This is a genomic window from Klebsiella sp. C349492 (assembly GCF_042055345.1).
Lineage (GTDB): Bacteria > Pseudomonadota > Gammaproteobacteria > Enterobacterales > Enterobacteriaceae > Klebsiella > Klebsiella scottii.
Genome location: NZ_JANQCE010000002.1, coordinates 657211 through 668709, shown reverse-complemented (window position 1 = coordinate 668709; position 11499 = coordinate 657211). Strand labels below are relative to the sequence as shown.

Genomic DNA, 11499 nt, shown 5'->3' with positions numbered 1-11499 from the left:
TGGCTTCTCCAAAGGGTTTTGTTAACTGTCGGTTCGGTTTATACTCGTAAACCTAAATGTTTTCAAAATGGTTTACAAGTCACTTATGACAATGGACGATCTCGCCTTCGATCGACGCCACATCTGGCACCCCTACACTTCCATGACCTCCCCCCTGCCGGTTTACCCGGTGGCGGCCGCTCACGGCTGCGAGCTTTCTCTGGCCGGCGGCGAACGGCTGATTGACGGCATGTCGTCATGGTGGGCGGCGATCCACGGCTATAACCACCCGCGGCTGAATGCGGCGATGAAAGCGCAGATCGACGAGATGTCGCACGTGATGTTTGGCGGGATAACCCACCCGTCGGCGGTCGCGCTCTGCCGCCAGCTGGTGGCGATGACGCCGGAATCGCTGGAGTGCGTGTTCCTCGCCGACTCGGGGTCCGTGGCGGTCGAAGTGGCGATGAAAATGGCTCTGCAGTACTGGCAGGCAAAGGGCGAACCGCGCCGGCGTTTTCTCACCTTCCGCAACGGCTATCACGGCGACACCTTCGGCGCGATGTCGGTGTGCGACCCGGACAACTCCATGCACAGCCTGTGGCAGGGCTATCTGCCGGACAACCTCTTCGCGCCGGCGCCGCAAAGCCGCTTTGACGGCGAGTGGGACGAGCTGGATATGGTGCCCTTTGCGCGCCTGATGGCCGCCCATCGCCATGAAATTGCGGCGGTGATCCTTGAGCCCATCGTACAGGGCGCCGGCGGGATGCGGATGTACCATCCCGAGTGGTTAAGGCGCATCCGTAAGATGTGCGATCGCGAAGGTATCCTTCTGATTGCCGATGAGATTGCCACCGGCTTTGGCCGTACCGGTAAGCTGTTTGCCTGTGAACATGCGGGCATTGCGGCGGATATACTGTGCCTCGGCAAAGCGCTGACCGGCGGGACCATGACGCTCTCCGCGACGCTGACGACCCGCTCTGTCGCGGAAACCATCAGCAACGGGGAGGCCGGCTGCTTTATGCACGGCCCGACCTTTATGGGCAACCCGCTGGCCTGCGCGGTGGCCGCAGAGAGCCTGAACCTGCTGGCAAGCGGCGAGTGGCAGGCCCAGGTTGCCGCCATAGAAGCGCAGCTGAAAGCCGAGCTGGCTCCCGCGCGCGACTCCGCGCTGGTGGCCGACGTGCGCGTGCTTGGCGCCATTGGCGTGGTTGAAACCCGTCGGCCGGTGAATATGGCCGCCCTGCAGCGCTTTTTCGTCGAGCAAGGCGTGTGGGTCCGCCCGTTCGGCAAGCTTATCTACCTGATGCCGCCGTATATCATTACCTCAGAACAGCTGACGCGCCTGACCCGGGCGGTTAACGCGGCGGTGCTGGAAGAAACATTTTTTAGCGATTAAGAGACGGTAATGCCGCGCCTCACGCGCTACACTTCTTTGCGAATCAGTAGATTAACTTGAGGAGAGACGATGAAACTCATCAGTCATGATTTGCAGGATGGTGAAAAACTGCCCAATCGTCATGTATTCAACGGCATGGGCTACGCGGGGGACAATATTTCACCGCATCTGGCGTGGGATGATGTTCCGGCGGGCAGCAAAAGCTTTGTGGTGACCTGTTACGACCCGGACGCGCCGACCGGCTCCGGCTGGTGGCACTGGATCGTGGCGAATCTCCCTGCCGATACGCGCGTGCTGCCCCAGGGCGCCGGTTCCGGCCTCGCGGCGCTGCCGGAAGAGGCGGTTCAGACCCGGACCGATTTCGGCCAGGCGGGTTACGGCGGCGCGGCGCCGCCGAAGGGTGAAAGCCATCGCTATATCTTTACCGTGCACGCGCTGGACGTCGACAAAATTGACGTCGATGAAGGCGCAAGCGGTGCGATGGTCGGTTTTAACGTGCATTTCCACAGCCTCGGCAGCGCCTCGATAACCGCCCTGTTTAGCTAACTTCGGAACATCCCCGGGCCGGGGCTCACGCCTGACCCGGGGATGTCTGATTACTGCTCCGTCACCGCGATGACCGCGCTTTTTCGCACCCGCGCATACCACACCACGGTCAGCAGGCCCAGCCAGACCAGGCCGGCGATCAGCGCAATACGCGTCTCTTCCACCATCCCCAGCACCGCAATCACCAGCCCCATAAACAGCAGGGTCAGCAGCGGCGCCAGCGGCCAGAACGGCACCGGGAACTCGATATTGCGCCGCTCTTGCGCCGACAGGCCCCGGCGCATCGCAAAGTGGGCCAGCAGGATCATCAGCCAGACCCATACCGTGGCAAACGCCGCCAGCGAGGCGATTAGCACGAAGATCTGCTCCGGCATCAGGTAGTTCAGCACTACCGCCGCCAGCAGCGCCACGCCCATCACCACCACCGTCATCCACGGCACGCCGTTGCTGGCGATACGCTGGAAGCTTTTCGGCGCCATGCCCTCTTTCGCCATGCCGTACATCATGCGCCCCGCGCCAAATATATCGCTGTTGATGGCCGAAATGCTGGCGCTAATGACGATAATATTGAGGATGGTCGCCGCCGCCGGAATCCCCAGCCCGCTGAAGATCAGCACGAACGGGCTGCCCTGCTCGCCAAAGCTGTTCCACGGGAAAATAGCCATCAGGATCGCCAGCGTGCAGACGTAGAACAGCACGATGCGCAGCGGGATGGTATTGATTGCCTGCGGAATAACCTTTTTCGGGTCCTGCGCCTCCGCGGCGGTGACGCCAATGATTTCGACCCCGCCGAAGGCAAACATCACAATCCCCAGCGAAGCGATAATCCCCAGCCAGCCGTTGGGGGCAAATCCGCCGTGGCTCCACAGATTTTCCAGCCCCGTCGCCGGAAACGCGTGGCCGAAGCCAAAGAAGATGATGCTGCCGCCGGCAACGATCATCGCAATAATGGCCACCACTTTAATCAGCGAGAGCCAAAACTCCATCTCACCAAAAATTCGCACGTGGCACAGGTTCATCGCGCCGATGAAAAAGATAATGCTCAGCACCCAAATCCAGCGCGGCACGTCGGGGTACCACAGCCCCATATAAATCCCAAACGCGGTCACGTCGGCGAGGGCCACAATCACCATTTCGAAAGTGTAGGTCCAGCCGGTGATAAACCCGGCCAGCGGGCCGAGATACTGCCGCGCGTAGCTGCCGAAGGAGCCGGAGATGGGGTTGCGCACCGCCATTTCTCCCAGCGCCCGCATCACGATAAAGACCGCCGCGCCGCCGATAAGATAGGCCAGCAGCACCGCAGGACCGGCGGCCTTAATGGCGGCGGCCGATCCGTAGAACAGCCCGGTGCCGATGGCGGAACCGAGCGCGATAAAGCGAATATGGCGAGCGTTCAGCCCGCGCAGCAGATGTGGCTTTTGTTGCGATTGTTGTTGCATATGCAAGTGTCCTGATAATTTTTATACGACGACAAATATGCGTGTAGGACGGCCGGGGGGAAGGTATCCCCCCGACGCGGGTACAGAGAACAGCGAATGGTTAGTTGTGATCGGGCAGTACGGCAGGCAGCAGTCGCGTCAGGTGACGCGCGGCCAAAAGCTCAATAGCGTTTTCAATATCCGGCGCGAAGAAGCGGTCTTCGGTGTAATGCGGCACGCGTTCGCGCAGCAGATGGCGCGCCTTTTCCAGCAGCGGGCTGCTGGCAAGGCCCTCGCGCATATCCAGCCCCTGGACGGAAGCCAGCCACTCGACCGCCAGCACGCCGCGCGTATTTTCAGCCATCGCCCACAGGCGGCGACCTGCGGCCGGCGCCATCGAGACGTGATCCTCCTGGTTTGCTGAAGTCGGCAGGCTATCAACGCTATGCGGGTGCGAAAGCGCTTTGTTTTCGCTGGCTAATGCCGCCGCGGTCACCTGGGCGATCATAAAGCCGGAGTTGACGCCGCCGTTTTTCACGAGGAACGGCGGCAGCTGCGACATATGGCTGTCCATCATCAGCGCGATGCGACGCTCCGACAGCGAGCCGATTTCGGCTATCGCCAGGGCGATGTTGTCCGCCGCCATCGCCACCGGTTCGGCGTGGAAGTTACCGCCGGAAATCACCTCATTCTCGCTGGCGAACACCAGCGGGTTGTCGGAGACCGCGTTGGCTTCAACCAATAAAACTTCCGCCGCCTGACGGATCTGCGTCAGACAGGCGCCCATCACCTGCGGCTGACAGCGCAGAGAGTACGGGTCCTGCACCTTGGTGCAGTCGTGGTGCGACTGAGAAATCGCGCTATCGTCGGTCAGAACGTGGCGATAGAGCGCGGCGGCGTCAATCTGCCCGCGCTGGCCGCGAGCCTCATGGATACGTGAGTCAAACGGACGACGCGAGCCCAGCGCCGCTTCGGTCGTCAGCGCGCCGCACACCACCGCCGAGGTAAACAGATCTTCGGCTTCAAACAGGCCGCGCAGCGCGAACGCCGTCGAGGCCTGCGTGCCGTTAAGCAGCGCCAGCCCCTCTTTGGCCGCCAACGTAATCGGCTTGAGGCCCGCTTTTTCCAGCGCCTGCGCGGCCGGCATCCACTCCCCCTGCCAGCGGGCTTTCCCTTCCCCCAGCAGCGTCAGCGACATATGCGCCAGCGGCGCCAGGTCGCCGGATGCCCCAACGGAGCCTTTCGCCGGGATCCACGGCGTAACGCCTTTATTCACCAGCTGCGCCAGCGCCTGAATGACGCTCAGACGAATGCCGGAAAAGCCGCGGGAGAGGCTGTTAATCTTCAGCACCATAATCAGCCGCGCCATCGCCTCATCCAGCGGCTCGCCGATGCCGGCGGCATGGGACAGCACCAGCGAGCGCTGGAGGTTTTCGAGGTCCTCGGTTGAGATACGGGTTTGTGCCAGCAGGCCAAAACCGGTGTTAATACCGTAAGCGGTGCGCCCTTCCGCGAGGATCGCGTTGACGCAGGCCACGCTCTCGTCAATCGCCGCAAAGGCGCTCTCATCGAGCACGACGTTCAGCGGATGGCTATAAATATCGCGCAGCTGCGTCAGGCTCAGCTGGCCGGGAATAAGAGTTAAAGTTTTCATTTCAGCGTTGCCCCTGCGTTGCTGACACCATAGGAAGATTCAGTCCTTGTTCCGCTGCGCATTCAATCGCAATCTCATAGCCCGCATCCGCGTGACGCATCACGCCGGTTGCCGGGTCGTTATGCAGAACGCGAGCGATTCGCGCGGCCGCTTCGTCGGTCCCGTCGCAGACGATAACCATCCCGGAGTGCTGAGAGAAGCCCATGCCTACGCCGCCGCCGTGGTGCAGCGAAACCCAGGTCGCGCCGCTGGCCGTATTCAGCAAGGCGTTGAGCAGCGGCCAGTCGGAAACCGCATCAGAACCATCGCGCATCGATTCGGTTTCACGGTTCGGGCTGGCAACCGACCCGGAGTCAAGGTGGTCGCGACCGATAACGATCGGCGCGGAAACTTCGCCGCTGCGAACCATTTCGTTAAAGGCCAGACCCAGCTTCTGGCGCCACTCGAGGCCAACCCAGCAGATACGCGCCGGCAGGCCCTGGAAGCTGATGCGCTCGCGCGCCATATCCAGCCAGTGGTGCAGATGCTTGTCGTCTTTGACAATCTCTTTCACTTTGGCATCGGTCTTATAAATATCCTGCGGGTCGCCGGAGAGCGCCACCCAGCGGAACGGGCCGATACCGCGGCAGAACAGCGGGCGAATATAGGCGGGAACGAAGCCCGGGAAGTCGAAGGCCTTGTCGACGCCCATTTCCTGGGCCATCTGGCGAATGTTGTTACCGTAGTCGAAGGTCGGAATGCCCATCTCATGGAAGGCCAGCATGGCCTGAACGTGGTCGGCCATCGAGCGTTTGGCGGCCTGAATAGTGCCCTGCGGGTCGGAGACCGCTTTTTCCTGATACTCTTCCCAGCTCCAGCCTTTCGGCAGATAGCCGTGCAGCGGGTCGTGGGCGCTGGTCTGGTCGGTGACCATGTCCGGGCGCACGCCGCGTTTCACCATTTCCGGCACGATGTCGGCGGCGTTACCGCACAGCGCGATCGAGACGGCGCGGCCTTCGGCGGTATATTTCTTGATTCGGGCCAGGGCGTCATCCAGCGACGTCGCCTGCTCGTCAACGTAGCGGGTACGCAGGCGGAAATCGATACGGCTCTGCTGGCACTCAATGTTCAGCGAGCAGGCGCCCGCCAGGGTCGCGGCCAGCGGCTGCGCGCCGCCCATGCCGCCCAAGCCGGCGGTCAGGACCCAGCGCCCTTTCAGGCTGCCCTCGTAGTGCTGGCGCCCGGCTTCGACGAAGGTTTCGTAGGTGCCCTGCACGATGCCCTGGCTGCCGATATAAATCCAGCTCCCGGCGGTCATCTGGCCGTACATGGCCAGGCCTTTGGCGTCGAGTTCGTTGAAGTGTTCCCAGGTCGCCCAGTGCGGGACCAGGTTAGAGTTGGCGATCAGCACGCGGGGTGAGTTTTCATGGGTTTTAAATACCCCCACCGGCTTGCCGGACTGCACCAGCAGGGTCTCATCGTTCTCCAGGTTTTTCAGCGCCTTCACGATAGCGTCATAGCATTCCCAGTTACGCGCCGCGCGCCCAATGCCGCCGTAAACCACCAGCTCATGCGGGTTTTCGGCGACGTCCGGATCGAGGTTATTCATTAACATACGCAGCGGCGCTTCGGTCAACCAGCTCTTCGCACTCAGCGTGGTGCCTCGCGGTGCACGTACGTCCAGCTGGCGGTATTTGCTTTGCGACATCGGGGTTTCTCCTGACTATTAACGTTGTTTACGTAGATACATATACTTGTCTATACAACTCTACGCAAGCCAGGATTTAACAGAAATGATACAATTTTGTTATATTGCGTCAGCAATCACGCTTTTGCCGACGCGCGGAGGATCAGGATCCGAAGCGTCCCTGCAGGCGATAGCGGCTGCCGGGAAACAGCAGGCGGGCGTGGGAAACAATATGCGTCGTCGACCAGGTGCGGCGGCGAATCATCAGGCAGGGATCGTGGGCATGAATGCGCAGCAGCTCGCACTCCTTCGCGCTCGCCTGCACCGCTTCGACAATATGCTCCCCCTCGGTTAGCGGGGCAATTAGCGACAGGTAGTCGTGCGGCGTGGTGGCGGTGTAGTCCTGGCGTAAATAGTCCGGCACCACGGTGGCATTGACGCAGCGGTCCTCAATTTGTACCGGAACGTCGTTTTCAAAATGCACCATCAGGGAGTGAAATATCCGCGTGCCTTCGGCGACGTTGAGCGCCGCCGCCTGAATAAGATCGGCCTGGGTCTCTTCCAGCAGCAGCACCTCACAGCGGTGCTGGTGCTGGCGGGAGACGATTTCATCGGCGATGCTGCGGACTTCAAACAGCGCCGACTGTCCTTTCGGCTCCGCCACAAAGGTCCCCACGCCCTGCAGGCGCACCAGCAGGCCTTCATCGGTAAGCTCGCGAAGCGCCCGGTTGATGGTCATCCGGCTAAACCCAAACTGCGCCACCAGCTCCGCTTCCGAAGGGATGCGATCGTGCGGGCGCCAGACGCCGCTTTGGATCTTTTCGCTGATCGCCTGCTTCACCTTTTCATAGAACGGTGCCGGCGCGGAGAGAGATTGCTGTGAAAACATAGCCTGGCTTTCCTTATACTCAATGGGCGGCGAAACGATCAGAATATACTGAATCGTCAGCGCCACCAATGGGCGATTTGCCACGTCAGCCGGGCCGCCGTGCGGGCCCCCCGGCTATCGAGGTCAAACTGCGGATTAAACTCCACCAGATCCACCGCCTGCAGCTTGCCGCTGCGGCACAGCGGCTCGACGATGCGCAGCAGCGTCGTCAGCGGCACGCCCAGCGCAGCAGGAGCCGACACCGCCGGCATTTCAGCCGCCGGCATGACGTCAAGGTCGATGGTCAGGTAGAGGCGATCGTAGAGGGCTATCTGGCGCGCGATTTCCGGCGCAACCCGTTCTTCATAGGCCTGCAGCACGTCCAGATCCTCAATGACCCGCACCTCGCGACGCGCCGCCTCATCCCACAGGGCCTGGGTATTCGCCGCCCGGCTGGCGCCGATGCAGGCGTAGTGAAAACCGCGCCCCTGCGCTTCACACTCCAGCGCCAGCTGGCGGAACGGCGTTCCCGAGCTGGCCCGGTCGGCAAAGCGTAAATCGAGATGGGCGTCGAGGTTGATAATGCCGACCTTTTCGTCGGGGAACGCGTCCAGCACGCCGGCGCCGTGGCCAAAGGCGGTTTCGTGGCCGCCGCCCAGCACCAGGGTGCGTTTGCCGGCGCGCTGGCAGGCAGTTACCGCCTCGCGCAGCGCCTGCTGAGCCTCTTCCAGCGCGTCGCCCATCACGCTAATGCTGCCCATATCCACGCAGCGGTCGTGGCCGTCGTGGCTGGCCATATTCGCCAGCGCCCGCCGCAGCGTCTCGGGCCCCTTTTCCGCCCCGGTGCGCCCGCGGTTGCGCCGCACGCCCTCGTCGCAGGCAAACCCCAGCAGCGCAATCTCGCCCGGCTGCTCGTCGGGAGCGAAACGGTCCACCCGCGCTATCGTCTGAAACAGGCGCAGCGCGTTGGCGGCTTCGCCGCTGTCATCACGTCCTTGCCACAGCCCGGCGGGCGTCGGTTGCCACAGCTTCATTGCATCTCTCCTCGAACCACGCGATGCCAGAGCGGGCTGCGCCCCGGTTCATAAACCATCTCTACCGGATGTTCGGCGTCCCAGATGGCAAAATCGGCGACGAATCCCGCCGCCAGCTGGCCGTGGCTCGCCTGGCGCCCCAGCGCCCGGGCCGCGTGGCGGGTCACGCCGGCCCATGCCTCCTCCGGCGTTAAGCCGAACTTGACGCAGGCCATATTCATCGCCAGATGCAGGCTGGCGAACGGGCTGGTGCCCGGGTTGTAGTCGGTGGCGACAGCTATCGGGACCCGGTGCTGGCGCAGCAGTTCTACCGGCGGCCGGCGGGTCTCGTTGAGGAAATAAAACGCCCCGGGCAGCAGCACTGCGACCGTCCCGCTGTGGCTCATCGCCGCCACGCCCTCTTCCGTCAGATATTCGATATGGTCAGCAGAGAGCCCGCGATAGCGGCTGACCAGTTCGGCGCCGCCGAGGGAGGAGAGCTGTTCGACGTGCCCCTTCACCGGGATTCCGCGGGCCTGCGCCGCCTGGAATACCCGTTCGGTCTGCTGCGGACTGAAGCCGACGTTTTCACAGAACACGTCGACGCTTTCAAACAGCCCCTCTTGCCACAGCGTCGGCAGCAGGGTTTCGCAGACCAGCGCGATGTAGCCGTCCGGGTCATCTTTATACTCCGGCGGCGTGGCGTGGGCGGAGAGCAGCGTGGCCGACAGCTCCACCGCGTTGCTTTCGCTCAGCTTTTGCGCCACGCGCAGCATCTTGCGTTCGTTTTCCAGATCCAGCCCGTAGCCGGACTTAATTTCAACCGTGGTCACCCCTTCACGCAGCAGGCGATCCAGGCGCTGCTGCGCCAGCGCCAGCAGCTGCGCTTCGCTGCTCTCGCGGGTGGCGCGCACCGTCGAGTTAATTCCCCCGCCGTTAGCGCTAATCGTCTGGTAAGAGACGCCGTTTAGCCGCTGCTCCCACTCCTGCGCCCGGCTGCCGCCGAAGATCAGGTGGGTATGGCAATCAATCAGCCCCGGCGTCAACAGCCTGCCGCCAAGGTCAATACTCCGCCCGGCCGGGGCGTCGCTTTCAGGGATCACGGCCTCAATCCGGCCATCGCGCACCAGCAGCGCGTGGCGATCCAGCAGGCCATAAGGCCGCGAGTGGTGAGGGTTCAGCGTGGCGAGGCGGGCGTTTCGCCAGATAACGAGATCGGAAGTGGCTTTAGTCATACCAGTCAACTTGTCATGGGTTGTATAGATATTTATTTTCATTCCACCGAGAATGTCAATAAAAGCAGGCGGAATTGTTATTTTTTTGTGACTGCGAGCGGCCCCGCTTCAGGATGCAAAACAGCATTACGCTAACTTTTTAGCTCAGCGTCTTCCCGTTTTGCTCAACTTAGTATAAAAAAGCAGGTTTTAAAGAGCTTATCTATTCACACACCCCAAATAATTCGGCCCGTATCGAGATGGCAGGCGCACGCTGCCAGCAAAGAAGCGGCTTGAAGTATGGCGGGTATAGCTAATTGATTCTTGCCCGGAGCAACATGAACACATTCTCAGTTTCCCGACTGGCGCTGGCGCTGGCCTTCGGCGTGACGTTATCCGCCTGCAGCTCAACCCCTGCCGATCAGCAACCCTCTACCCAGGCAGCGCCGGGTACCGCCTCTCGCCCGGTTTTAAGCGCCGATGAAGCGAAGAACTTCCTGCCGACGAGCTATTTCCAGTCGCTGGACCCGAACGCCGCAGCGTGGAAGCCGGCAGCCATTGCCGTGCCGGCCCAGCCTGACTTCGTCGTCGGGCCTGCGGGCACTCAAGGCGTTACCCACACCACGATTCAGGCTGCCGTCGATGCGGCAATCGCCCGCCATTCCGACCGCCGTCTGTTCATTGCGATTATGCCGGGTGAATATACCGGTACCGTCTATGTTCCGGCCGCCCCCGGCGCGCTGACCCTGTACGGTACCGGCGAGAAGCCGCTGGATGTGAAAATTAGCCAGGCGATCGATTCTGAAATGGACGTCACCAGCTGGCGCCACCTGGTCAATCCGGCCGGAAAATATATGCCAGGCAAACCGGCGTGGTATATGTTCGACAACTGCCAGAGCAAGCGTACGGCCACCGTTGGCATGATGTGCTCTGCGGTCTTCTGGTCGCAGAATAACGGTCTGCAGCTGCAGAACCTGACCATAGCTAACAACCTCGGCGATAGCGTTGATGCCGGTACCCACCAGGCCGTAGCCCTGCGCAGCGATGGCGACCAGGTCCAGATTAACAACGTCAATATTTTGGGCCGCCAGAACACCTTCTTCGTGACCAACAGCGGCGTGCAGAACCGCCTGCAGAACGATCGCCAGACCCGCACGCTGGTCAGCAACAGCTATATTGAAGGCGACGTCGATATCGTTGCCGGCCGCGGCGCCGTCGTATTTGATAATACCGATTTCCGCGTCGTGAATTCCCGCACGCAGAAAGAGGGCTACGTTTTTGCTCCGGCTACGCTGAAGAGCGTCACCTACGGCTTCCTTGCCATCAACAGCCGCTTCACCGCTTCCGGCGACGGCTTCGCTCAGCTGGGCCGCTCTCTGGACGTTGATAGCAACACCAACGGTCAGGTTGTTATCCGCGATAGCGTGATTAACGAAGGCTTTAATGTCGCTAAGCCGTGGGCCGACGCGGCAGTATCTAACCGCGCATTCAGCGGTGATACCGGCGCGGTGGACGCTAAAGGCGTTGCGCAGCGTAATCTCAACGACAACGGCTTCAACCGCATGTGGGAATACAACAACCGCGGCGTGGGAAGCTTTATCGTAGCCGAGCCTAAGCAGTAACCGCCGCAGCTTAAAAGGGGGACGCCGCTCCCCCTTTACTTCCCCCTCTTCCCGACGGGCTTTCCCGGCCGCAAAAAAATACGCTTTTTAGGCGAATAAAAACTCCCGCTGGCGCGTTTACAC

The 11499-nt window shown here is 61.6% G+C and carries 9 protein-coding genes; 3 read left to right on the top strand and 6 right to left on the bottom strand.

The features are described 5' to 3' along the window. Positions 1–85 precede the first annotated feature (85 nt). The gene (bioA, locus tag NWP14_RS10830; protein WP_095095248.1) at positions 86–1375 is read left to right on the top strand and encodes an adenosylmethionine--8-amino-7-oxononanoate transaminase; all 1290 of its coding nucleotides are present in this window, start codon (positions 86–88) and stop codon (positions 1373–1375) included. A gap of 69 nt (positions 1376–1444) precedes the next feature. Then, positions 1445–1921 carry a kinase inhibitor gene (locus tag NWP14_RS10825; protein WP_375215305.1) on the top strand — a complete coding sequence of 159 codons (477 nt, stop codon included), beginning with the start codon at positions 1445–1447 and terminating at the stop codon, positions 1919–1921. A 50-nt stretch (positions 1922–1971) separates the two neighbouring features. Here the strand turns inward: NWP14_RS10825 and NWP14_RS10820 are convergent, their stop codons facing one another. The 6 genes from NWP14_RS10820 to hutI all read right to left on the bottom strand — a co-directional run bounded on the left by NWP14_RS10820 (position 1972) and on the right by hutI (position 9817). Continuing rightward, complete coding sequence (locus tag NWP14_RS10820) at positions 1972–3360, bottom strand: amino acid permease (protein WP_375215304.1); 1389 nt, start codon at positions 3358–3360, stop codon at positions 1972–1974. A gap of 100 nt (positions 3361–3460) precedes the next feature. Then, a complete protein-coding gene (gene hutH, locus NWP14_RS10815; RefSeq protein WP_375215303.1) occupies positions 3461–4993 on the bottom strand; it encodes a histidine ammonia-lyase in 1533 nt (510 codons plus the stop codon). 1 nt (position 4994) lies between these two features. Further along, the gene (hutU, locus tag NWP14_RS10810; protein WP_045854530.1) at positions 4995–6680 is read right to left on the bottom strand and encodes a urocanate hydratase; all 1686 of its coding nucleotides are present in this window, start codon (positions 6678–6680) and stop codon (positions 4995–4997) included. Between the two features lie 142 nt (positions 6681–6822). Then, complete coding sequence (locus tag NWP14_RS10805; protein ID WP_375215302.1) at positions 6823–7548, bottom strand: histidine utilization repressor; 726 nt, start codon at positions 7546–7548, stop codon at positions 6823–6825. A gap of 56 nt (positions 7549–7604) precedes the next feature. Beyond that, entirely contained in the window at positions 7605–8561 is a 957-nt protein-coding gene (hutG, locus tag NWP14_RS10800; protein ID WP_375215301.1) for a formimidoylglutamase, read from the bottom strand. Next, positions 8558–9817: an imidazolonepropionase gene (gene hutI / locus NWP14_RS10795; protein WP_375215300.1), complete on the bottom strand. Its 1260-nt coding sequence runs from the start codon at positions 9815–9817 to the stop codon at positions 8558–8560. The genes hutG and hutI overlap by 4 nt, the downstream gene beginning before the upstream one ends. A 275-nt stretch (positions 9818–10092) precedes the next feature. Here hutI and NWP14_RS10790 point away from each other — a divergent pair, with 275 nt between their 5' ends. Beyond that, the gene (locus NWP14_RS10790) at positions 10093–11376 is read left to right on the top strand and encodes a putative acyl-CoA thioester hydrolase (RefSeq protein ID WP_095095229.1); all 1284 of its coding nucleotides are present in this window, start codon (positions 10093–10095) and stop codon (positions 11374–11376) included. Positions 11377–11499 lie beyond the last annotated feature (123 nt).

Bases quoted from the DNA above. Each gene is read 5' to 3' on its own strand.
- bioA (WP_095095248.1), top strand. From the start codon at position 86: ATGACAATGGACGATCTCGCCTTCGATCGACGCCACATCTGGCACCCC.
- NWP14_RS10825 (WP_375215305.1), top strand. From the start codon at position 1,445: ATGAAACTCATCAGTCATGATTTGCAGGATGGTGAAAAACTGCCCAAT.
- NWP14_RS10820 (WP_375215304.1), bottom strand. From the start codon at position 3,360: ATGCAACAACAATCGCAACAAAAGCCACATCTGCTGCGCGGGCTGAAC.
- hutH (WP_375215303.1), bottom strand. From the start codon at position 4,993: ATGAAAACTTTAACTCTTATTCCCGGCCAGCTGAGCCTGACGCAGCTG.
- hutU (WP_045854530.1), bottom strand. From the start codon at position 6,680: ATGTCGCAAAGCAAATACCGCCAGCTGGACGTACGTGCACCGCGAGGC.
- NWP14_RS10805 (WP_375215302.1), bottom strand. From the start codon at position 7,548: ATGTTTTCACAGCAATCTCTCTCCGCGCCGGCACCGTTCTATGAAAAG.
- hutG (WP_375215301.1), bottom strand. From the start codon at position 8,561: ATGAAGCTGTGGCAACCGACGCCCGCCGGGCTGTGGCAAGGACGTGAT.
- hutI (WP_375215300.1), bottom strand. From the start codon at position 9,817: ATGAAAATAAATATCTATACAACCCATGACAAGTTGACTGGTATGACT.
- NWP14_RS10790 (WP_095095229.1), top strand. From the start codon at position 10,093: ATGAACACATTCTCAGTTTCCCGACTGGCGCTGGCGCTGGCCTTCGGC.